We start from the raw sequence: 24,085 nt of genomic DNA, 5'->3' as shown, positions 1-24,085 counted from the left end.
TCGCTTCTTTTTCTTTTTACCATAAAAAATGCCACTTCTAATTACTCAGAAGTGGCATTTTAAAACAACTATACCGTTATCCAATAACAGAACCGTCATCACGAGAAATCGCTATGACGCTGGAACGAGGGGCTGAGTTACCTCCATCAGGCCAGTTAGAATTGCCTTTCTCACCTGGATGCTGAACGCTGATAAACATTGTCTTTTTATCCGCACTCCAAGCAGAACCGGTAATTTCACATTCTTTTGGTCCCACTAAAAAGCGGCGAATCTCGCCTGTCTCAGTATCCGCAACCAGCATTTGATTGTTGCCTTGACCAGCAAATCCCTCTTTATTTGAATAGTTTCCATCAGTCTGAATCCATAACAAGCCTTTTGAATCGAATTTAAGACCATCTGGAGAATTAAACATATTATCCTGATTGATATTGCTTGAACCAGCATTAGCATCATCATAAACGGCGGGGTTACCTGCTAACAAAAACAAATCCCAATCAAAAGCGTTCGAAGTATGATCTTCATTCGTAGGTTTCCAACGAACGATTTGTCCAAAATTATTTTTCACCCTTGGATTTGGTCCTGTAGGAGGCGTTGCATCACCACCAGCATTAGTCTTCAGTCCACGATTCTTATTATTCGTTAAGCAGCAATAAGCTTCTACCTTGTTAGGATTCGCAGCGACCCACTCAGGGCGATCCATTGTTGTCGCACCAACCTTTGAAGCGGCCAAACGAGTATGGATAGCAATTTCAGCTTCCGTCATGGATGTGGTTTCAGGAGTTAGGGGCAGCCATTCACCTTTATGATTTTCATGGAATTTCGCAACAAATAAAGTACCTTTAGCAAGCAATTCTGAATGATCACCACCCACCGTATACTTACCTTCAGAAACAAAGCGGTATAAAAACTCGCCTCGCTCATCATCGCCTAAATAAACAACCACGTGGCCATTTGCTGCCACTGTCACTTCCGCGTTTTCATGTTTAAAGCGACCTAATGCTGTACGCTTTTTCGGCATAGAATTTGGGTCAGTTGGATCAATTTCAACGATATAACCAAAGCGGTTTGGTTCATTTGGGGTTTTAACCAGATCAAAACGATCATCTGCCATAGCCCATCTATAACCACTGTCCTTCACATTAACACCATAACGGCTTAGTTCTGGACTTACCTTATAATCTTTATCACTTGATGAAAAATAGCCGTTGAAATTTTCTTCACAGGTTAAATACGTGCCCCATGGCGTTTGTCCATTACCACAATTATTCCAAGTCCCTTTTGCGACCTCTCCTTTTGGGTCTGCAGCCGTCTGCATCAATTTATGACCACGAGCAGGGCCGGTTATGGACATTTCTGTCTCAGCAGTAATACGACGATTGTATTTAGAGTCTTTAACAATATGCCATTTACCTTCCGTTTGGCTGACTTCAACAACAGACACGCCATGAGCGGCTTTCGATTTACGAATATCATCCGAAGTTGTTGGAATACCACCTTCACGATTTGCTAATAAAGTATTGTAATTCGTGTATTCATTGTTAACCGCGAGGATAGTTTTACCATTATGTCTAAAGAGTGCCATGCCATCATTGTGATCACCAAAAGCCATCTCTTGGGATTCACCTGTACCACCCGTTGATGTATCAAGACTTGGAGCTTTCGACCAAAGCGGATCCCCCCATGAAGCCACGACTTGCCAACTATACCCTTTTGGCACGGTCACAGTATCAAGCGTATTCGCTTTAACCATTTCAAAAGCTAATCGACTCTGTTTATGATCCGCTGCAACAGCATTAGTGACTGACAAGGCCGTTGACCCCATAACAAATGCACTTGCGCCAAAAGCAACCCCACCACCTAGAAATGAACGGCGTGACATAGCCGCTTCAGTAATCGTATCAAAATCGACAACAGCAGGTGCTGGACGAACCATTTCATCAAACTCGTCAAAACCAATTTCAAAATTGCTTTTTATGGTCATCTCTCATTACTCCAAACAGAATTAAATTAGTAAGTGGCAGCCGCATGCACTTAGGCTGGCAATAAATCTAATTGAAGAATATGTCAAGCTGGTGACAGTTTTATGAAATGAGAATAATGGTTCACTAAACGCACCTATTGCTAGGCAATAAGAGACAAATAGCAGAAGAGAATAAACGGGCTTTTAGACAAAAACCCGTAGTAGGGAAAACAAGCTTACTCTTTTAACAACATATCTAATTGGGTATAACCATGCTTTAACCAAATTTTCATACGTTGCCTTTCAGCAATATTCATTAAACGTCTATCATTTGCCACAGCCCAGAAACTTGAATTATTAAAGTCAATTTTTTGAGTCAGTTTAGTTTGTAATTTAGCCAGTTCGAAGAACTCAGCTTCTCTATCAACGGCTTTTTGATAAGTCGCCGATTTATGAAAGCGAGTAAAATTGTCTCCTCGGCCTAGATTTTGAACCACGACAAAAGCAACACCAGATTTGGTGTATTTATCTAAAAGGATGTCCAATAATGTGACCGAGTCCGCCCCGTCATCCATTACATGCCAAAGATACACTTGACAACCCATCTCATCTAATAACTCAAAGACGTCAGTCTCTTCAATCCATTTTCCTAAAGATTGGGAGGTTTGCGCGGCCAAATCAATGATCAGATCATGCTCTGGATTTTCTTCAATAGCCATTAACATTCCGTCAAGGCTGTCTTCCTCACCGACAATAACGGGAGAAGCAAACTCAGAATAAAAACGAGAAAAAGTACCATGGGAAGAATCACAGTCAAACCCTAAAAATGGAACCTCTTTGTCAATATAATATTGAGCTAGCAATCTTGACGTCATGGACTTACCAACACCGCCTTTTTCGCCACCGATAAAATGCACTTTGCTCATGAAATCCTCAACTTAAATAATCTAGAATGGTTTTTCTCATTAAAATGAGTTTATGAAAACGGTATTTATGCTTCTATTACGGGAGCATCATATTGCTCTGGCTCATCAGAATACACACTAACATTCCAGTCTTCTGCAAGGCCATCCTCAGCAGCACAATACGTTTCAAAGAAATTCATAACCTCTTTTCTCTGACAATGAGCTTCAAAGGCCGCCATATCCGCCCATATTTCGTTAAATACAATAGGAAAACTCTGACCTTCCGCAAATGGACTCAAAATATGGCGAGTAACGATATATTGTAAACAGCCCTCTTCCCGTAATGTATTTGGCTCCAAAGATTGTAATACGGAGAATAACTCTTTTTCCTTTCCAAGCTTTGGCTTAAATTGAGCAATGCAATACACTTTTTTTGACATTTGATATTCCAATAAATCGATATATTATCTTTAAGGGGATCTAATCCATAACAACGACTTGATCACGACCGTTTAATTTTGCTTGATACAACCCCTGATCGGCACGATCAATTATTTGATGTACTGATTGGTCGCTTTCCTTTTGCTGTACTGCACCCGCACTTACTGTGAAATAAATATCGCCTTTATCAGAAGATAACGGGCTTGTACGCGTTTTTTCACAAATTTGGTTCGCGATGCTAATCGCCTCTTCAATACCTAGTTTGGGGAGTAACACTAAAAACTCTTCTCCTCCATAACGACCCACAATACCTAAACTACCGACAACTTCCTTTAAAATAGAAGCAAAGCGTCGTAAAACATCATCACCAATCAAATGACCATAGGTATCATTAATGACTTTAAAGCGGTCAAGGTCTAATAAAATACAAGCGATCATGGATGTATCAGTAGAGGAAAAAAAAGCCTCAAAGGAATCAATTAAAAACCGGTGATTATGCAGTTCTGTTAAACCATCTGTGTTTGCCGTTTCAATTAATTGTTTTTCAAGCAATACCTGTTCAGTAACATCAATTAATACGGTTTGAATCACTTCTTTTTCATCCCAGATAATCACTCTTTCGACCAGTTCAACACAAATCACATCACCATTTTTCTTACGACTAAAATGACGAGTCCTTTGCTTATCTGTTCTGCCATCAAGAATGTTCTTTGCTCTTTTTGAAGCACGATAAACATCCTCACCCACAAAAAATATTTCAATAGAAGGCAAGCTCAGAAGCTCTTCTATCGTATCGTACCCCAGCATATCCACATAAGCCTGATTAACAAAAAGTGGCTTAAAATTACTGTGGATAACCATACCTTGAATTGAGCCTTCTACTAGATCTCGAAACCTTTGCTCACTGGCTCTTAACCGATTTTCAGCCTCTACTTGAGGTGTCATATCAATAATAGACACTTGTAAAGCCGGTTCTCCTTCCCAGTCGACGATATGATCAATGCTCAAAATGTGTTTAACAGCACCGTACCTGTCTAGGTTTTTATAGCTTTGAACTTGAGGTTTCCTCTTTCCAGACATGATTTCTTTATACATCTGTTGCGCTACAGAGCGATCACTTTCGTCAATTAATAATAGCAATGAATCGAATGCTTCAAGTTCTTTCGATGACTCAAAACCATAAAGAAAAGCACATTGCTCATCAACGTACAGCGGTTTAAAGTCACGGTGTACAATTATACCGTAACTTGAACTCATCAAAGAAAGAGGATTTTCAATCATTTAAAAACCTAATAATAATTAAACGCTCGTTTAAAGTAGCAACAAACAACGCGTTTTAACAAATTTTTTTATTTTAAGAGATATTAATTTAAAAGCCATTTTATTTATGGGCAAAAGCCGTTTTATTACAATCTGCTTCAATCTTATCTCTTTCCTCGGCTAAAATTTCCTCTGTGAACTGTCCCATAAAGCAGCAGCAAATGCCTTCACCAATCATGGTTCTTGGTCCTTCTGGATGACCTATATGTTTATAAACACCATGACTGTGCGAATGCTCGTGACTATGAGAGTGATCATGGCTGTGTGAATGCTCGTGACCATGAGAATGATCATGGCTGTGTGAATGCTCGTGACCATGAGAATGATCATGGCTGTGTGAATGCTCGTGATCATGGGCGTGATCGGATGCAGACAAGCCCTGAGTATCGTCTTGCGGGTCCGTAAACTCAGCATGATGGTGATGAACATCCACTTCACCGGCGGCAAGTCGACGCTTAAATGAGCTCATTAACGTCTCGCCCTGCATCGCCAAAGCTCCAGTCATAATTTCATTAACGCGATTTTCAAACGCGTCAATCACTTTACTATGGTCACTCAAGTAAGGGGTTTGAATAAACTCAACACTTGGATTTTCCTGCGCCACTTTTTCAACATACCCTTGAATCCGCTTAATTAAACGACCTGTGAATAAAAAATAAGGAGCAATAACAACGCGCTTATAACCCAACTTCAACAGCTTATCTAAACCCGCCCCTACAGAAGGATAAGTAACTCCCGAATAGACGGTATCAGCCCAGCCAAAACCCATATTTTCATTAACAATACGAGTCAATTTAGCCGCTTCTGCATTCGCATGAGTATCCGATGTCCCACGACCAACTACAACCAATAAAGTATCATACAAGCTCTCCGGTGGATTCGCTGGATCAAGACCCAATGACTCATAAATACGCGCCTGAAATGCAGTGATCATATCTTCTTGAAGACCCAACTCACGCCCATAAGTGACGGTTAAGTTTTTGTTTTTTTCTTCATAAGTTGTCAAAACAGACGGTATATCATTCTTTGCATGAGTAGCCGCAAAAAGCATTCCCGGAACGGCATAAATCTCTTTCACACCTTGCTCAACGAGACGATTTAATCCCATGTGGATATTCGGTGCAGAGAACTCTAAAAAGCCATATTCAACCGGTAAGCTAGGGAAGCGTTTTTTTAATCCCGCCGCGACCAACCCAAATTCTCTTTCCGCATCTTTATCGCGGCTACCGTGGCCACAAATCATAATGCCTTTTTTTATATTGTCTTGATTCATCATATCTGTCTCTTATTATTCACTTCTTTTAGAAGCGTTAATTTTCAAACTATAGAAAGGGTGTTCTTATTAGTCTTGATGAACTTGCTCTTGCTGATGATCAATATCTAATAGCAAATTCTGCAATGCCTCTTGTTTTGCATCACTCTCAGTCCACATCCCCCGCTGACACGCTTCAAGTAAACGCTCTGCCATTTCTTCTAATGCATGAGGATTATTTTTTTCTAAGAAGTTTCGATTTTTCTCATTAAACAGTAGCCTATCGCAGACTTGCTCATATTGATAATTTGCAACCAAATCTGTCGTGGCATCATAAGCAAATAAATAATCTACTGTTGCAGCCATTTCAAACGCCCCCTTATAACCATGCTCTTGCATAGCATCGATCCATTTTGGATTAAGAACCCGGGTCCGTATCACTCGATTCAGCTCTTCTTTTAAGGTGCGAATTTTAGGCACAGACGGATTGGAGTGATCATTATGGAATACGTCCGGAGCGTCTCCTTTTAACACGGTAACCGCATTGGTCATTCCACCTTGGAATTGATAGTAGTCATCTGAATCTAGAATATCATGCTCTCTATTATCTTGATTTTGCATCACTAAATCCAGACGAGACAATCGGTCAGATAAAGCACTTCTAGCTAAAACGCCATCACCCGCTTTACCGTCATAAGCATACCCCCCCAATTCAAATACGCTTCAGCCAAGTCTTCTTTTGAATCCCAGCAACGTTCATCAATTAGACCTTGTAACCCTGCGCCATAAGCACCAGGTTTGCTTCCGAACACTCGATAACTGGCTTGTCGCTGAGCATCAGAATCCCCCATTCCTTGAGTCATCAAAAGGGTTTTACGATCCGCAATATGCTGTTGAATGACATTTCCCGAACCTGGCTCAATAAAATCAGCAATCGCCTGAACAGCAGCATCAAACAATCGCATCACATTAGGAAACGCATCACGAAAGAATCCAGAAACCCTTAAAGTAACGTCAACTCTTGGACGCCCTAATAGCATGCAAGGTAAGACTTCAAAGTCAGACACTCGATTTGACCCAGGCGCCCAAATGGGACGAACGCCCATCAAGGCAAAAGCCTGAGCAATATCATCTCCGCCAGTTCGCATGGTGGCCGTCCCCCAAACCGATAAACCAACTTCAGTTGGGTAATCTCCATGTTCTTGCAAATACCGTTCAATTAGCGCTTGTGCCGATTTTTCCCCTAAAGCCCAAGCTGCAGGAGAAGGTATCGCTCGATTATCAACTGAAAAGAAATTACGTCCCGTCGGTAAAGTATCTAAACGTCCACGGGTGGGAGCCCCACTCGGACCAGGAGGAATAAAGCCGCCACTTAATCCGGTCAATAAAGCCTGTAATTCATCTACAGCGCTTTTGACTAATGAGGGCATCAAACGGCGCTTGGCATGCTCAAGAAGGCGCATGGTCAAAGGCAAAGTTGAAAACCATGATGCATCACTTTCATCTTGAATTAAATACTTAAGGCAAAGCGTTTCCGCAAACCATTCTAACCGCTCTTTAGTGTCCGCACTGGTTCGCCACGCTACGTCACTTAATTCTTGCAAACAATCAGGTCGTTCACCCAACCAAGGGGTCGCCAAAGACGTCATAGGATCAAACACATGTTCTTTTTCCATTAGTCCCAAGTCAGAAACGAGACTATGAAGAATGCCTTGGCTTTCTGAAGTACTTCCACGGGGTAATCGTAATAATGCGACTAGCGTGTCGGCCAGTTTTTCAGCCTCTGGTAGTTGCCCTAAAATATGTAGCCCCTGACGAATTTGTGCTTCTTTGATTTCACATAAGTAAGTATCAAGACTCTCCAACACAAGACACTCATCCGCGCCTTTCTCTAAGGCAATCTCTTCTAATAAATGAGTACTTTCCACCAGCATTAAAATTTGTTCTTTTAACCATTTCTCTCGACGAACATCCATTCCCAGAGCTTGATAATATTCATCAACTAGCCCTTCTAGCTCTAACAACTCGCCATAGGTTTCCGCTCTTGTCATAGGAGGCATAAGATGATCAATAATGACCGCCTGCGCCCGACGCTTTGCCTGAGCCCCCTCTCCCGGATCATTGACAATAAAAGGATAAAAGTGTGGCATTGGACCCAATACGATATCCGGCCAACAGTGATCAGACAGCGCCGCACCTTTACCTGGAAGCCACTCTAGATTCCCGTGCTTACCCACATGCACAATGGCATCAACTTGGTACACATGCCGTAACCAAAAATAATAGGCTAAATAACTGTGAGGTGGTATCAAGTCTGGATCATGATAATTTGCCGCCAGATCCAAATTAAAACCCCGGGCAGGTTGAATCCCCACAAAGGTTTCTCCGAGACGAATCCCCGCCAACATAATTCGCGCTTCACCATTTTGCATACGACATTTATGGTCGTCTTCTGCCTGTCCCCAGCGTTCTAAAACCGCCCGTTGAGATGCAACAGGCAACGCCTCAAAATAACGCTGATAATCCTTTAGTGATAGACTTTGCCAACAGCCTCTTTCATGGAGCGTATTTGGGTTATTAGTAATCGAACCTAACAGCTCTTCTATTAGAGCATTTCCGGTCGCTGGAATATTTTCTATCGGGTAACCCGCACCTTCCAGAGCCGATAGGATATTGATTGTCGAGGCCGGCGTATCTAAGCCCACACCATTACCAATACGGCCGTCTTTTGTAGGATAATTGGCCAATATTAACGCAATGCGTTTTTGTGAATTGTTTTTCTCACTTAATCGGCAATAGGCTTTAGCCAGTTCAGCGACAAATTCAGCCCGCTCTTTATGCATTCCATACTGAACTAGATTAATTTGCCCTTGCTCATGGTAAGCGGCATGTTGCTTAAAACTCACGGCTCGGGTCACAATACGTCCATCCATTTCTGGCAAAACCACCTGCATGGCCATATCACGACTGCGTAATCCCTGAAACTGACTTAACCAATCTTCCTCCGTACTACTGGATAAAATTAATTGCAATACCGGAATAGCACGATCAAAAGAGGATTGAAAGTCCGTCGGTTCTGACGCTAAATCAGGGCTTCCGACTCGATTACTGGCAAAACCGGTTGCGTTTAAAACCACCTTAATAGACAGTCGATTAATCACCTCGTTAACCATAGACAGAGATATGTCATCTTTTAAGGACCGGATTGCTAAGGTAATAACGCTTAGCCCCTGAGAGGCAAAAACAGTCATCAGATCATCAAACATCTGAGTATTACCACTTTGAACATGACTGCGATAAAACAACAATACGCCGTCTGCTTGCCGTAAACCATGATCGGCTTGCCACTCCTGAATACTGCTAGAGTGCGATTTGTGATAGACGAAACAGGCAGGCAGTGGTGCTGGAGAGTCGTAGTGCAATGTAGCATCAGGATTTGATAACTCAATCAACGCCTGCGGATTTAATTGATAGGCAAGAAACAGTAATAAAGAGCGAGTATTCCGCGTGCCACCTTCTCGTAAATAGCGCCATACATCCATTGCTACTTTCGTGGTCACTGTAGAAGCCTCAAAAAGCGAGTTATCTAACGCATCATCACCGGGAACCAAAATCAAACTACGTCCTGGTTTGGCTTTTGACCATGCCACCAAACGCTCAAAACCATAGGGCCAATAGTGCGCCCCACCCAGCAGAGAAACGACAACCAACTTAGCCTGCTCTAATACGCTATCTTCGTACAAATCATAGGCGGCAGGCTTTAATAATTGCATCCAATTGGCTAATCGAATGCTCGGTAAGAGATACTCAGAATCCGCTTGGTTAATGTCGTCCATTGCTAACGCGCAGGCATTCAACACACTGTCCGAAGCTGATAAAAGAACAATATCGCCAGACGTTTGATCTAGGTCGATAATCCCCTCATCATCAACAAAGCCACCTGGTTTCGCTGCCAATAGATGCATTTAGTACAATCCTAGTTTGCGATCGCCGTTGCTAATGCGGCTTCAATTTCTACTTTATTCAGCCCCTTACCAATAAACACCAATTGCGTTTTACGCTCTTCTTCTGGTGTCCATAAACGATCAAAATGGCGCTCTAGACGCTCGCCAACGACCTGAAATACCTGACGCATTGGTTTTCCTGCAACCGCCGCAAAGCCTTTAACTCGATAAATATTGTTCTCTGTTACAAGTTGATTTAATACGGCTTGCAACACATTTGAATCGACCTCCCCTAACGACAAAACAAAAGAATCGAAATGATCATGGGCATGATCGTGCTCTGCACCATGAGCATGATGATGATCGTGATGATTATGGATATGATTAATGTGCGCTTCGGTCGCTGACTCCATACCTAGCAACATATCTAATGGAGCGACACCATGGTCAATGTAAGCCGTTTTCACTTTAGCGGGTACTTTATGGGCAATAATTTCCGCCACGGCCGCTTTTTCAGTGTCCGTAAGTAAGTCATTCTTACTCACAACAACAAGATCCGCCGCACTCAGCTGATCATCGAGTAACTCTTGTAAACTTGGATCATGATCTAAACTTTCATCAGCAAGACGTTGAGCTTGAACTTTATCAGCATCATGAGCGAAACGCCCTGCCGCTACCGCAGGCCCATCCACTACCGTGATGACCGCATCCACAGTGCAATATTCTTTTATACCAGGCCAATTAAATGCTTGCACCAATGGCTTAGGTAAAGCCAAACCACTGGTTTCAATTAAAATATGATCAATATCATCACGACGCTCGACCAGCTGCTTCATAACCGGTAAAAACTCTTCTTCTACGGTGCAACAAATACAACCATTCGCCAGTTCATAAAAGCCTTCTTCCGAGCGCGTCTCAGAACCTTCTTCACAGTCTAATGGGCAAGAGCGTAACAGTTCAGAATCAATGTCCAGTTCACCAAACTCATTCACAATCACGGCAATGCGTTTACCGGCCGCCTGCTTTAATACGTTAGATAATAAAGTGGTTTTACCGCTCCCCAGAAAACCAGTAACAATCGTTGTTGGAATTTTATTTAGTTGCATGCTGTCTACTCTTAAATTTCAATGAATTGAATAGGTTAAATCACACCATTATTGTGTGTTATGTCTGTCTTTAATCTGCCATGCCTGACGAGTTTAGTGTCTTTTAGGCTTTTTTCTTATGTTTCACTTTACGGTATATATGTGCCTGATCCTTATCGTACAAATAGGACTCGTCAAACTCTTCGGTATCCAACACATGCCCAACCAAAATCAAACTCGTCCGAGTGAATTTCTTCTCTCGTACTTTTTGCACTATGTCAGACAAGGTTCCAGTAACATAATCTTGATCTGGCCAACTAGTACGGTAACAAACCGCTACCGGACAATCAGCACCATAATAAGGGATCAATTCATCAACAATCTTATGAATGCGCGTCACCCCTAAATGGATGGCTAACGTCGCTCCACTTTGAGCCAAGGCAGGCAAGCGCTCTCTCTCTGGGAATGGGGTTTTACCTTCATAACGCGTCATGATGACGGTCTGAGAAACTCCTGACAAGGTTAATTCTTTTTTTAACATCGCCGCTGATGCCGCAACCGCACTGACCCCAGGAATAATCTCGTATTCAATTCCCAGTTGGTCTAAACGTCGCATCTGTTCACCTGTTGCCCCATATAAGGAAGGGTCGCCAGAGTGCAATCGGGCAACATTTTTATCTTCTTTAAAGGCCTTTTCGATGACCGCCGTGGTTTCATCGAGATTCATTTGCGCCGTATCCATAATGCTCTCAGCCGATCCTTCAACCCCTTCGACGACTTCTCTAGGAATCAAGGAACCGGCATACAAAACAATAGGACAAAGGTTCAATGTCTTCACAGCTTTGACAGTCATTAAATCTGGATCACCCGGCCCAGCACCGATAAAGTATACTTTCATTTTGTACTTACTCTCTCTGCTTAACGCCGCTTAATTAAACCCTTTTTCTTTTAAAGCCAAGTATTGACTTATAGCTTCTTCGAGTAACCGCGAGGTGTATAGATCCAGTGTTTATCGCCATTCATAATATGTCGAGTCTCACAGTTACCGACACTCACCATGGTAAACATATCAACCTGTGCGGCATCCAGTTCGCCCAAAGTAGTAAAGGTAATTTCTTCTTCTGGGCGAGTCAGCTGTCGGCCAATCATAACGGGGGTTGAGGCCGGTCGATATTGCAATAACACATCACGAGCATGATTTAACTGCCAATTTCTTTTGCGTGACACGGGATTATAAAAAGACACAACAAAATCGCCAGCCCCTGCCGCATGAATGCGCTTATCAATAGTTTCCCAAGGGGTTAATAAATCCGATAAAGAGATAGTGCAAAAATCATGTCCTAACATAGCCCCAACACGACTGGCTCCCGCTTGCATTGCGGATATGCCAGGAACAACCTCTATCTCTACATCCAACCATTCAGGATGCGATTCTTTGCCCTGTAATACTTGATCCAATAATTCAAACACCAATGTTGCCATGGCATAAATACCAATATCACCGCTGGAAATAAGTGCAGTTGTTTTTCCTGAGGCCGCCAAATCCAGAGCCAAACGAGCACGCCCAATCTCTTCCCCTAGAGGCAAGTCATGATGCTGTTTACCTTCACAAATATCCCCTAATAAATCTAAATAATAACCGTAAGCCACCATGTCTGAGCTGGCTTTTAATGCCGATAATGCCTTCGGAGCCACCAAATTTAGATCACCAGGTCCCATACCGATTACAAACAACTTACTCATAGAACAACCGTTTTCAATAAAGAATTCTCGTTATTGTACAGCGCTTTACTCTTGCCGCGAATGAAATGCACTAACACCCACATGAGTAACGCTCACATAACATTTTAATCATTAACCATGAACCAAATAATCAACGAATATTAAACATGCGACGCTTTAAGTCATAATAGGTATCTGTCTGTTTATCGTCTTCTATACACAAGCCCAGCATGTCTTCAATAAAATGCGTCATGGCTCTTTGTTCAATGCGTTGGATACCATGTTGCTGGTATATAGGGAGACAATCGTATTTTGAGGCGGCACCAAAATCACCAAACAGCAAATGACCATCAGGATGAAGCAGCATATTATGAGCATACAGGTCCCCATGGCTAATGCGCTTAGATTTTAAATGAGCCATCACACTGTCCACTTGATTGAGGATATTTTGAATCTGCTCAATGGAAAAAGACTGACCCTGAGTGAACGTATCACGGGTACAGGTTTCAAGGCTGGGTGGTTGACCAAGGTTGCTGTAGTTAGATGGAATCAAAGACATTACCAGGGCTGACATAGAGTTGTCGAATATTTTCGCTAATGGTGTCACTAAGTTTGGATGTTCCCCTGCGGATAAACAGGCATCCAGTTCATCTTCTGGCGAGCCATCGCTCGTCACCTCTCCTTTAAACACTTTTATGGCCACTTCACTGGCCAGCGATTCACTTGGTACTAAATTAATGGCTCGCGAAATCACCCCTGAAGCGCCTTGACCAAGCACTTCTTGCCATTCAAATTGGCTACTTTTAAGAGTTTTAAACTCTGTATGCTCATCTCTTGCATCACAAAACGGGTTATTAGCAAAAGCCAGCCAAGCCAAACGCGGTAAACTGAATAACAGATAGGGAAATTCGGCGAGTTGATTAGACGCTATTCTAAGCAATTCTAAATTTTTACAACGCGCAATAGCGTTCGGTAAGTGCGTTAATTGATTTCCAGACAACGCCAATTTTTGTAAGCGCTCTAAATCGCCTAAGCTTTCAGGCAATGTTTTAATACAATTATCCGTCAAAATTAACCAACGTAAATTTTCAGGTAAGGATGTATCAGGTACCTCATTGATTTGATTGTGTTTAAAACCAACCATTTCTAAAGATTCACACACCCCTAACCCATCAGGTAAGCGGGTAAACTGGTTATTTGAACAAAATAGAATACGTAATTTACTTAAACGCGATAAATCCGCCGGCAATTCTGTTAACTGGTTATTCGATAAATCCAGAACTTCTAGAGTATCTGCTAAGGTAAAAATTTCTCGCGGAAATTGCGTTAAGCTTTCGGCTAATTGAAGGTGAGTAGTACCTGTTAACTCACCTTTTTTGAGTTGTGCTAAAGTTTGCAAACGTCACATCCATTATCAAAATCAAATAGCCGCTATTATGCCTGAATAAGACGTTCTTTTAACGCTTGGTGGGAAGAAACTTCAAAAGTCGGTGTAATGCCTTCAGTATTTTCATATTGATGAGGGTTATACCAACACGTATCCATACCCGCATTCAAGCCACCTAATATATCTGACTTTAATGTATCCCCAACCATAAGCACTTTTTCTTTCGCTGGCCTTCCCATTTTATCAAAGGCATAATCAAAAATTCTTTTACTCGGTTTAGCGGCTCCCACCTGCTCTGAAATCGCTAAAAATTCAAAGGTCGTTTGTAAACCATTTTTTTCTAAACGCACTTTTTGTAGATCCGTAAAGCCATTAGTAATAATGGCTAATTTTGCTTGGTCTTTAAGACAGTCTAGCAAATCAATCACACCATCCAATGGTGTACACACCTCCGCCATTGCGAGTAGAAACGCCGAATTAAGCGCCTTTTCACTGACATTCAAACGCTTGGCCCAAAGTTCAAAGCGACGTTGTTTCAAAGTTTCAGCATCAATTTCATCATTTTGATACTGCACCCAAAGGGGTTTGTTTTTACTTTGGTATTCCTCAAAATCACTTTCAGTAAAATCTACACCATACTCACTAAAGGCTTTCTGCAACCCTGCGAACGCATCAAAATGAAACAAGGTCTCATCCGCATCAAATAGAATCCAATCGTACTGCATGTATTTTCCTAGTGTTAGTAAAGAGGTGTCGTGAATCGTTGTTACTCAAATAAAATGAGCCATTTACCGATATTAAAGCAGACAAGCCAATTATAATTCAATAATGGCTTTACTATGTGTGATGTCATCAAGCTCTTTTCTTGACGATATTTGCAATGAACTTAAGCTTGGTAGTGATCGTTTAAGACTGACTCTAATAAAAAAACAATGTTCCTACATTGAGATGAATGGACCTGTCTCAGCTTCCTCCTCTCTCAATGTCAACACGTCATAACCTGTCGCCGTTACTAAAATCGTGTGCTCCCACTGAGCGGATAACTTTTTGTCTTTAGTTACTACAGTCCAGTTGTCTTTTTTAAGTTTGGTTTTGGCACTTCCTTGGTTCACCATAGGCTCAATGGTAAAAGTCATTCCAGCCTCTAAGACCACGCCTGAATTAGGGCGTCCATAATGCAGAACTTGGGGCTCTTCATGCATTTCTTTCCCAATACCATGGCCGCAATATTCACGAACGATACTAAAACCCGCTAACTCCGCATGTTTTTGAATGGCGTAACCGACATCTCCTAACGTTGCGCCAGGCTTTACCACACGAATCCCTTTCCACATGGCTTCATAGGTTGTTTTAACCAAACGCTTTGCTTGGGCACTCGCATTAGATAACACATACATTTTACTAGAATCACTGATGTAGCCATTTTTCTCCAGAGTAATATCAATATTAACGATATCCCGACTTTTTAAAGGGTGTGAAACATTCGGCACTCCATGGCAAACCACATCATTTACCGACGAATTTAAAGTGTATTCGTACCCATACTGCCCTTTACTCGCAGGACGAGCCGATAATTCATTAATAATAAAATCTTCTACCTTGTTGTTAATGTCCATGGTCGTAACCCCTTCAACAATAAACTCATCTAACATCTGAAAAACCTGTGCTAATAGTTTTCCAGATTGCCTCATCAATTCGATTTCAGACTCCGTCTTAATCCAGTCACTCATTTACCACCTCTAACTTTTTCAATTCTGAGTCAGAATGATCAAAAACGGCTTGCTCTCTTAGTAACTCTTGCTTAAGAATTTCATGAAACGTTAGGGTTGGATTTAGCTCTGCTAAGCGCCCCATTTTCAGCCAAAACTCTGCCTGAGAGTTGATTGATCGAGACATGACGTTACTGTATTTGCGCAATTCATCATGTAAATCATCTGAAATTTTTACTATGCCCATATTGCTTCCTATAGAATACATATAACTACACAATGCTATATATTACTACAAATCAAATACATTAAAAGTCTATTCTACAATTTCAGTAAGTAAAAAATGCTAACCATATTTCATTGACTTTTTTACAGTCGATGAAATATATGAAAAGCGTCGATAATGCTAAACTCATTCTAGTCAGAAAAATAAGAAGGAAAAGGTATGTATTTAGGGGCGTGTTTATGTAAAGCCGTTCAAATTCAAATTAACGGCAAAATCAGTAATATCATTCATTGTCATTGCTCACTCTGTCGTAAAAACAGCGGTACGGCCTTTGCTACTAATGGCTTTATTAATACCGTCGAGTTTAGCGTGATAACAGGGAAGGAAGTGTTAACTCGCTTTTCACCAAAACCAGGAAGGCATCGACACTTTTGCTCCCTGTGCGGTTCTCCTATATATAGCTCAAATGATGACAATCCATCTAAGCTAAGAATACGATTAGGGTTAATAGATTCTGATATAACAGAACGTCCTATGTCCCATAATTTTGTTACATCAAAAGCCAATTGGGAAGATCTAGATGCCGATCTGCCGAGGTATGAAGAGTTTGAACCAAGTAGGCCGTCAGAGCTGAAGCCACGGCAAACATAGAGAATGACGTAGTTCGTTTCGCCGCCTTGCAAATAAAATAGGCGGCAAAAGCAGAACAATACATTTAAAACTCGATATTTAAACCAAGTGATATGTTTTCAGCTGAAACAGAATCGAGTTCAAATCGTTGATACTCTAACGCAACCCCAAGATAGTCACCGAACCTATACACAGCGCCAATTCCAGCACTGACGTCTCGCCCATCTTTTCTCAATACTGTGCCAGCACCGTTATTCAGTGTGGAATCCCAATTAAAGACACCCACTTTACCAAATAAATCCAATCGATCATTTACTGGAATAAAACCGACGACGGAAAGGTTAAATCCCTCAACCTCAAATGTTTGCACACTGGTAAAAACAGTATTTTCTAAAGTACCTAAATCGTGGTAAGAAAGCTCTGCACCGATATATTCGTTATATTTATCAGCGATAGAAACACCGTAAGAGGTATCTTTGTATCCCCAGTTTTCATAGTCAGTTTGCCCCATTGAGCCTCTAAGATAGCTGTCAGCACTGGCTACCGTTGAGAGAGCAATTAGTGACGATGTTATTAATAGTTTCTTAAACATACAAAACTTCCATTTTAGGCAAACGAACAAACGATGAATTGGTCATGTAAAACAAATAAAGTATTTACAGAATTGAGTTAGTATTCTAGATGAGAATGCAGTAACTAATCAAATAATTAAAAACAATCATTATTGTTGATAATAGGAGAGATAATTTTCAATATAGGTTTCCCAGATAGGTGGCGTTCCTATAACTTCCTGTACGGTTTCAATTAATAACTTGACCATTGGCGCAGGATTTCTATGAGGATAGGCAACATAAATACCATCCGCGTCGGCTATTAATTTGTAGTCTGTTAATAGGGGGACGAGACCTTTTTCTTTAATAGGTCCTTCCAGATTTGATAAAGGCACAATGGAATACCCAATACCCTCTTCAATGGCACTAATAAGCGATTTCACATCATTCGCTTTAAATCGAGAAAGCATATTCCTTTTAACAACTTTTTGACTGGATGGTGTTTCACTAATAGTAATTTTATTTAAATTTAACTCATTGTTAGCATAACTAATCGCGGGCAATAATAATAATTCCTCTAGTGTTTCAGGTAAGCCATACTCTTGAATAAAGGTTTCAGATGCCAGAATAACAGGGCTAATAGAGCCAATTTTTTTCACGATAAAACTCGAATCCTTTAAAGGACCAATTCTAAAAGTAACATCAAATTGTTCCCCTATGATATCCAAACGCCTATCATCTAGTACCAATTCCACTGAAGTTTTAGGGTAGCGTTTCATAAAAATATTAATGGCTTTACGAAGGTACAATTGTCCAAATACAGTATAGCTAGTCACTCGAATAACCCCTTTAGGTTCCGAATGAAAAGACTCTGCCACTTTTCTTGTATTTATTAAGGCATCACGCACTATTTCAGCTTGTTTATAAATCTCTTTACCTGCATCAGTAAGAGATAAAGAACGAGTCGAGCGATTTAATAGGCGAACACCTAAATCGGCTTCTAATGCTTTTATTTGCTTTGAAACAATAGAACGCTCCATGTTGTGTAAAGCCGCTCCTTTAGAAAAGTTTCCTTGCTGAACAATATCAATAAAAAGCTCAAGCCTAGCCGCCATATCCATACAAAACCCTATCAACAAATGTAAATTCATTACTCCCACCCCTTTATGGAGTGATTTAAATAGCCATAAAGAGAATAACAAAAAATAGCATTTGAAAATAATGTTTTACTTTTTCCCCACTCACTCTTTTTACTTTCTATAATTTATTAAAATCAAACAGATGATCATTTATTGATCAGCACATTGATTTACAATATTAATCACTTTATTTATAAGGAAGTATAAAAATGAAAAAAGTCACTCCCTACAAAACCTCATTGGATGCAGGCAATGCTTACTGGATGGCAAGACTAGCCAGTGAAGCTTACCTTTCAACCTCTACAGACAATCCAACACCAGATAATGACGCTATTCTAATGAACCTCAAAGCAGACGATCATAAATTCATTTCCGTTTTTGGTGTGAATAAAAAGAGTGCGCAAGCCATTTTGATAGAGCATGAACACTATCTCTGTATGGCGTTTAGAGGCACTGATGAAATGGCCGACTGGTTAGATAATATGAATGCCTTTTCTACCAAAGAGTTATTCGGAGAATTCCACCGAGGCTTTTGGCATTCCCTAGATGATGTCTGGTACCCACTTTACAAAACCTATTGCCTTCTACAGAAAATCAAAAAACGTCCTCTTTTCTTTACCGGTCACAGCTTAGGTGGAGCAATGGCTACCATTGCAGCCGCAAAATTTATCCATTTAGATGAGCCTTTTACCAGTGTTTATACATTTGGCCAACCAAGAGTTGTCTCTCGCCATACCGCTCAGATTTACAACATGGAATGCAAGGACCGTTTTTTCCGCTTTCATAACAATAACGATATCGTGACACGAATCCCATCAAGGATGATGGGCTACAGTCATGTAGGCCGTTATTTTTACATTTCTGAAGAAAAAACCATTCACCAAGAGCCAGGATATTGGTTCCGTTTTATCGATTATTTTGATGGAGCAATAAGCGCAGCTCAGGAAAAAGGCTTTGATGGTATTGAGGATCATGGAATGGAACACTATTTAAACGCTATTACCAAATGGCAACTGGAAAGCGACTAATAGACCTTAGATCACTCTCGTTAATTTGGCTCCTTCGACTATGTACAATAAGAGGAGCCAAAATTGAAAAACCATTTACCTTATTTGATGCAACAAAGGATATATCTGGCAAATTCAAATATCCTTCAATTTCCCTCTTACCTCACTGGCCGAAATAGTGAACAATGAAGACTGACTATTTCTGCGTTATCAAAGGTAATCAATAATACCTATAAAAGGCTCTAAAAAGATGAAGACTCTAAATGTGGTTGTTGGTTCAATGAACCCGGTAAAAGTGAATGCGGTTCAAAAAGCCATGTCTCAACTCTACCCTGAACACAAAATGCATTGCCGAGGAATAAAAGCCCCCTCCGGAGTGGCGGATCAACCAATGACGTCAAAATCAACCCGTGAAGGGGCGTTGAATAGAGCCTTATTTTGTAAACAACAAAGTAAACCAGAAGATCGAATGGATTACTTTATCGCATTTGAAGGCGGTGTAGATTTATTTGAAGATGGCCCAGCTACCTTTGCCTACGTTGCCATTCTTCATCACGAAAAACAAAGCGTTGGATGCAGTGCCCGCTTACCATTACCTAGGTCTATTTATAATGACCTTGCTGATGGTAAAGAGCTGGGCCATGTAATGGATCAACGCTTTCACACCCACAATATAAAGCAACAAGGTGGGGCCATTGGGTTACTCACTAACAACAATGCCACACGAACCAGCACCTATACAGAAGCCCTGATTCTAGCCATGGCGCCCTTCCTGCACCCTGATCAATACTAACGTCTATTAGGTTGGGAGGAGCAAAGCCGTATTTAATATGTCTATTTTAATCGGTACTAGAAACACCATTTCCATCCACAGACAAATAAAAAAGGACAGTGTTATGAAATTATTTCCCTTAATATCTACCTTGTTCCTTAGCGCTCTTTTCCTTGGGCAGGCTTTCGCGGGCCAACCTGTGAGCACAGGACTCTGGTCTAATACGGCCATTGGAGGACACGATGCTACAGCATATTATGAAACCGTAAATGAAGGTCACTCTCCAATAACAAAAGGGCTATCGCGTTATACGGTTGTTTGGGAAGGCGCCGAATGGCATTTTGCCAGTCAGAGTTCCGCGAATAAATTTGCAGACTCGCCCACATCTTATATTCCAAAATACAATGGATATTGCGCTAATGCACTTAGTTTAGGCGAAGGGTTAATAAATACAGATGGCTCTGTATGGGAATTTTTTGGCGATCAACTATACCTTTTCTATGCAGAACCGGGACGTCAGCGCTGGCTACGTGGAGACTGGAAAACATTTCAAAGTCAAGCAAACAAAGCATGGGCTCAAGAAATCAGTTCCGCATTAAACTGACCTACATAGATGCTATCCATTCTTTAGCCATTTTTTCTTTCTTTGCAATCTAATTAAAGTGTGCTTTGATCAATTACACGATAACAAAAAACGAAAAAGGAAGAGTAAAATGGCATTACCTTTAAAAAAGTTAGTCGTTAGCATCAGCTTTACCAGTCTTATGCTAAGTATGTCTTCAGTTTCATTTTCAGCCGCACAGACAGCGGATGCCGTTTCCCCCGAGGCATCGAGCGGAATTATAGAAAAGAATCTTGTTGAATCTGATAAATTCATGGTAGCAGCGGCCAATCCATTAGCCACTCAAGCGGGTTACGATGTATTGAAAGCAGGTGGATCTGCGATTGATGCTCTTGTTGCTGTGCAAATGATGCTTGGTTTAGTTGAGCCACAATCATCAGGACTTGGGGGCGGAGCCTTTGTGGTTTATTACGACGCTAAATCAAAACAGCTAACCACCTTCGACGGTCGTGAAACAGCACCTATCGAAGCCACTCCTGAATTATTCCAAGATGAAAATGGTAAACCCTTAAAATTTTATGATGCTGTTGTTGGTGGTCGTTCAGTTGGTACACCTGGCACAGTAAAACTAATGGGGAGCTTACACGATAAATACGGACGTTTATCATGGCATCAATTATTGCAACCAGCATTAGAAACGGCTCGCAATGGTTTTCCTGTATCTGAACGCCTATCCAGCTCGATAGAAGGAAGTAAAAGTCGCCTTAGCCGCTACCCTGAAACACGAGCCTATTTTTTTGACTCAGATGGTAATGCGCTAAAAGAAGGCCGCTTATTAAAAAATAAAGCATATGCCGATACCTTAGTCACTCTTGCAACCCAAGGCGCCAATGCATTTTATACGGGCTATATTGCCGATGATATAGTAAAAAAAGTCCGTGGTATCGATGATAACCCAGGAGTATTATCAAAAACTGATTTTACTAGCTATACCATAAAAGAAAGAGCGCCAACCTGTCTTGAATATAAGGAATTCGACATTTGCGGCATGGGACCACCAAGTTCTGGAGCACTGACAGTTGGTCAAATATTAGGTATTACCAGTCACTTTGACCTGGCTAGCATGGGAGCCGAATCAACCGAAGCATGGCAAATTATAGGGGATGCCTCTCGTTTAGCCTTTGCTGATCGTGGACGCTACATGGCGGATACCGACTTTGTTCCTATGCCTGCTGGCTTACTAGACGCGGATTACTTAGAAAGTCGCGCCAAGCTAATTACACCAGGAACAGCCCTCGACTCAGTATCGGCCGGCGAACCTGAATGGGCACAACCTATTGCCTTAGCAGATGACATATCCATTGAACTTCCTTCTACCAGCCACATATCCATTGTCGATGCCGAAGGCAATGCCGTATCTGTCACGACGACCATTGAAAATGGTTTTGGCTCAAATGTAATGAGCAACGGCTTTTTATTAAATAATGAGTTAACTGACTTTTCCTTTAAGAGCCATCAAGATGGCTATCCTATTGCGAATCGCATAGAACCGGGTAAACGCCCTCGTTCATCTATGTCTCCTACCATTGTAATGAAAGAAGGACGCCCCTATCTAGTCGTCGGTTCTCCTGGCGGATCACGCATCATTGGTTATGTGTCTAAAACTTTAATCGCTCACATGGAATGGGGTATGGACATACAGTCAGCAATTAGTCTACCAAACATGTTAAATCGCTTTGGTACTTATGATCTAGAGAAAGGCACTTCCGCTGAGTCCTTTGAAGCACCATTAACGGCCATGGGATTCAAAGTCAATGTCCGTGATTTAAATTCAGGCATTCAAGGTATATTAGTACAGGAAGGTAAGCTTTTAGGAGGCGCAGATCCTAGACGTGAAGGAATTGTTCTAGGAGAGTAATCTATCACATAGCTCAAATAAAACCGTGTTTATAACCTCTATAAACACGGTTTTATGGTGTATGGTAAAACCAAAAGCGTTATTTAGCACCCGCTTTCCATTTATATATCAATGGCCAAAGTACCAAAATGAATGTTAGTACAATAAAAAAGAGCGAAATAGGACGAGTAAACAAAGGTGCTAAACTTCCATCATAAAGCATCAAACCGGTTCGCAACTCTTTTTCCGCCAAGGGCGCTAAAATATAACCTAATACAAACGGTCCTACTGGATAGCCTCCCTTACGAAAAAAGTAGCCTAAGATACCAAAACCAACCATTACCCAAACGTCAAACAAGTTATTAGACAAGGAATAAATTCCAATAACACAACAAACAATTATGGCTGGGTACAAATACCCTTTAGGGATACCGGCAATTTTTGCAATAGGCCGAACACCAAGAAACATGACAACAACCATCAACAAATTAGCAACTAAAGCCGCTGCAATCACACCATAAGCAATTTCTGGGCTATTTTGAAATAATAACGGTCCAGGCTGTAAGTCATGAATCACTAGAGCACCAATCAATATAGAATCAATTACACTGCCAGGAATGCCAAGGGTAATGAGTGGAATCAAGGCTCCATTTACTGATGCGTTGTTTGATGACTCCGCCGCCACAATTCCCGCTTCCTCTCCAGTTCCAAATGTCTCAGGCGTTTTCGATATACTGCGAGCGGTACTGTAAGCGACAATGGCCGCAATAGAACTACCTACACCTGGTAAAATACCAATCCAAGTACCAATAAAAGAGGAGCGTATGGTATTTACCCCATGTTTAGAAAGGTCACTTATTTTAGGTAAAAACTCATTAAGCAGACCGTTATATTGAGCGACTTGCTTTTCCCCATTCACTACATCATCAATGATTTGGCTAATGACAAACACACCAAGCAATACAGGTAACAGTTGAAAGCCCGCTGCGAGCTCATCTATCTCAAAGTAAAACCGTGTTTCTCCAGATGTGAAATCCGTCCCCACCATAGCAACGGACATACCAAATAAAGCCACCAATAACCCTTTAATGACCTCTTTTCCTGAAATTGTAGCAATGAGAACCAGTGCCATAAGCACCAAGGTAAATAATTCATAGGGACCAAATTTTAAAGCAAAATCAGCCAATGGCGGAGCTAATAAGGCCAGAAAAAGCCAAGAAATAACCCCCCCAAAAAATGAAGCCATGATGCCTAAACTCAACGCCCTACCAGCACGACCTTGCAGGGTCATTGGATAACCGTCCATAACCGTCATCACGGCAGACGGAGTGCCCGGCATTTTTAACATAATGGCCGTAATTAGCCCGCCGCTAACGGAGCCAACATAGATAGAAACTAGCAACATCAGTGCAAGTAAACTGTCCATGTAGAAGGTGACGGGTAAGAGTAAAGCGATTAGCATCGCACCACCTAAACCTGGGATAGCACCCACCACGATACCTAAGAAAACACCTAGCGTAATAAAGAACAAAGGCACCGGGTTGGCAATAGCAATAAAAGCATTTAGTAATTCCAT

Annotated in this window: 20 protein-coding genes and 1 pseudogene; 5 read left to right on the top strand and 16 right to left on the bottom strand. The window is 41.3% G+C overall.

What is annotated here, in order from left to right; all coding sequences use genetic code 11:
- Positions 1 to 76: 76 nt before the first annotated feature.
- The 13 genes and pseudogenes from O1D97_RS16575 to O1D97_RS16515 form a co-directional block, all read right to left on the bottom strand.
- The gene (locus O1D97_RS16575) at positions 77 to 1,981 is read right to left on the bottom strand and encodes a PhoX family protein (RefSeq protein WP_269127276.1); all 1,905 of its coding nucleotides are present in this window, start codon (positions 1,979 to 1,981) and stop codon (positions 77 to 79) included.
- Between the two features lie 215 nt (positions 1,982 to 2,196).
- The gene (locus tag O1D97_RS16570) at positions 2,197 to 2,886 is read right to left on the bottom strand and encodes a P-loop NTPase family protein (RefSeq protein WP_269127275.1); all 690 of its coding nucleotides are present in this window, start codon (positions 2,884 to 2,886) and stop codon (positions 2,197 to 2,199) included.
- A gap of 65 nt (positions 2,887 to 2,951) precedes the next feature.
- On the bottom strand, positions 2,952 to 3,305 hold the full coding sequence (locus tag O1D97_RS16565; RefSeq protein WP_269127274.1) for a putative quinol monooxygenase: 354 nt from the start codon (positions 3,303 to 3,305) through the stop codon (positions 2,952 to 2,954).
- Between the two features lie 40 nt (positions 3,306 to 3,345).
- Positions 3,346 to 4,587, bottom strand: a complete 1,242-nt coding sequence (locus O1D97_RS16560; RefSeq protein ID WP_269127273.1) for a sensor domain-containing diguanylate cyclase — start codon at positions 4,585 to 4,587, stop codon at positions 3,346 to 3,348.
- A 100-nt stretch (positions 4,588 to 4,687) separates the two neighbouring features.
- On the bottom strand, positions 4,688 to 5,902 hold the full coding sequence (locus O1D97_RS16555) for a sirohydrochlorin chelatase (protein WP_269127272.1): 1,215 nt from the start codon (positions 5,900 to 5,902) through the stop codon (positions 4,688 to 4,690).
- Between the two features lie 66 nt (positions 5,903 to 5,968).
- Positions 5,969 to 9,843, bottom strand: a pseudogene (cobN, locus tag O1D97_RS16550) (cobaltochelatase subunit CobN).
- Between the two features lie 11 nt (positions 9,844 to 9,854).
- Positions 9,855 to 10,928, bottom strand: a complete 1,074-nt coding sequence (gene cobW, locus O1D97_RS16545) for a cobalamin biosynthesis protein CobW (protein WP_269127271.1) — start codon at positions 10,926 to 10,928, stop codon at positions 9,855 to 9,857.
- Between the two features lie 103 nt (positions 10,929 to 11,031).
- Positions 11,032 to 11,805 (bottom strand): precorrin-4 C(11)-methyltransferase, encoded by a 774-nt coding sequence (gene cobM, locus O1D97_RS16540; RefSeq protein WP_269127270.1) that lies wholly within the window; start codon positions 11,803 to 11,805, stop codon positions 11,032 to 11,034.
- A 68-nt stretch (positions 11,806 to 11,873) separates the two neighbouring features.
- Positions 11,874 to 12,650 (bottom strand): precorrin-3B C(17)-methyltransferase, encoded by a 777-nt coding sequence (gene cobJ / locus O1D97_RS16535; protein ID WP_269127269.1) that lies wholly within the window; start codon positions 12,648 to 12,650, stop codon positions 11,874 to 11,876.
- A 130-nt stretch (positions 12,651 to 12,780) separates the two neighbouring features.
- Positions 12,781 to 14,028 carry a leucine-rich repeat-containing protein kinase family protein gene (locus O1D97_RS16530; RefSeq protein ID WP_269127268.1) on the bottom strand — a complete coding sequence of 416 codons (1,248 nt, stop codon included), beginning with the start codon at positions 14,026 to 14,028 and terminating at the stop codon, positions 12,781 to 12,783.
- 35 nt (positions 14,029 to 14,063) lie between these two features.
- Positions 14,064 to 14,741: a pyrimidine 5'-nucleotidase gene (gene yjjG, locus O1D97_RS16525; protein ID WP_269127267.1), complete on the bottom strand. Its 678-nt coding sequence runs from the start codon at positions 14,739 to 14,741 to the stop codon at positions 14,064 to 14,066.
- Between the two features lie 213 nt (positions 14,742 to 14,954).
- Positions 14,955 to 15,746 (bottom strand): type I methionyl aminopeptidase, encoded by a 792-nt coding sequence (gene map, locus O1D97_RS16520; RefSeq protein ID WP_269127266.1) that lies wholly within the window; start codon positions 15,744 to 15,746, stop codon positions 14,955 to 14,957.
- Positions 15,739 to 15,972 (bottom strand): ParD-like family protein, encoded by a 234-nt coding sequence (locus O1D97_RS16515; RefSeq protein WP_269127265.1) that lies wholly within the window; start codon positions 15,970 to 15,972, stop codon positions 15,739 to 15,741. The genes map and O1D97_RS16515 overlap by 8 nt, the downstream gene beginning before the upstream one ends.
- Before the next feature lie 198 nt (positions 15,973 to 16,170).
- Between O1D97_RS16515 and O1D97_RS16510 the strand changes: the two genes are divergently transcribed.
- Complete coding sequence (locus tag O1D97_RS16510) at positions 16,171 to 16,602, top strand: GFA family protein (protein ID WP_269127264.1); 432 nt, start codon at positions 16,171 to 16,173, stop codon at positions 16,600 to 16,602.
- Positions 16,603 to 16,666: 64 nt separating this feature from the next.
- Here the strand turns inward: O1D97_RS16510 and O1D97_RS16505 are convergent, their stop codons facing one another.
- Together O1D97_RS16505 and O1D97_RS16500 are read right to left on the bottom strand one after the other, a co-directional pair.
- On the bottom strand, positions 16,667 to 17,173 hold the full coding sequence (locus O1D97_RS16505) for an outer membrane beta-barrel protein (RefSeq protein ID WP_269127263.1): 507 nt from the start codon (positions 17,171 to 17,173) through the stop codon (positions 16,667 to 16,669).
- Positions 17,174 to 17,302: 129 nt separating this feature from the next.
- Entirely contained in the window at positions 17,303 to 18,283 is a 981-nt protein-coding gene (locus O1D97_RS16500) for a LysR family transcriptional regulator (RefSeq protein ID WP_269127262.1), read from the bottom strand.
- Positions 18,284 to 18,480: 197 nt separating this feature from the next.
- Between O1D97_RS16500 and O1D97_RS16495 the strand changes: the two genes are divergently transcribed.
- From O1D97_RS16495 to ggt, 4 genes are all read left to right on the top strand, one after another.
- On the top strand, positions 18,481 to 19,299 hold the full coding sequence (locus O1D97_RS16495) for a lipase family protein (protein ID WP_269127261.1): 819 nt from the start codon (positions 18,481 to 18,483) through the stop codon (positions 19,297 to 19,299).
- Positions 19,300 to 19,528: 229 nt separating this feature from the next.
- Positions 19,529 to 20,071, top strand: a complete 543-nt coding sequence (yjjX, locus tag O1D97_RS16490) for an inosine/xanthosine triphosphatase (protein ID WP_269127260.1) — start codon at positions 19,529 to 19,531, stop codon at positions 20,069 to 20,071.
- 103 nt (positions 20,072 to 20,174) lie between these two features.
- Positions 20,175 to 20,654, top strand: a complete 480-nt coding sequence (locus O1D97_RS16485; protein ID WP_269127259.1) for a YHS domain-containing (seleno)protein — start codon at positions 20,175 to 20,177, stop codon at positions 20,652 to 20,654.
- Positions 20,655 to 20,763: 109 nt separating this feature from the next.
- Positions 20,764 to 22,530, top strand: coding sequence for a gamma-glutamyltransferase (gene ggt, locus O1D97_RS16480; protein WP_269127258.1), 1,767 nt, complete (start codon positions 20,764 to 20,766; stop codon positions 22,528 to 22,530).
- 79 nt (positions 22,531 to 22,609) lie between these two features.
- On the opposite strand, the gene O1D97_RS16475 is transcribed toward ggt, so the two are convergent.
- Entirely contained in the window at positions 22,610 to 24,085 is a 1,476-nt protein-coding gene (locus O1D97_RS16475) for a tripartite tricarboxylate transporter permease (RefSeq protein WP_269127257.1), read from the bottom strand.

The organism is Marinomonas phaeophyticola (genome assembly GCF_026966905.1).
In the GTDB taxonomy this organism is placed as follows: domain Bacteria; phylum Pseudomonadota; class Gammaproteobacteria; order Pseudomonadales; family Marinomonadaceae; genus Marinomonas; species Marinomonas phaeophyticola.
Note: the sequence above shows the minus strand (reverse complement) of the source record. Positions and strands in the feature narration are given on the sequence as shown.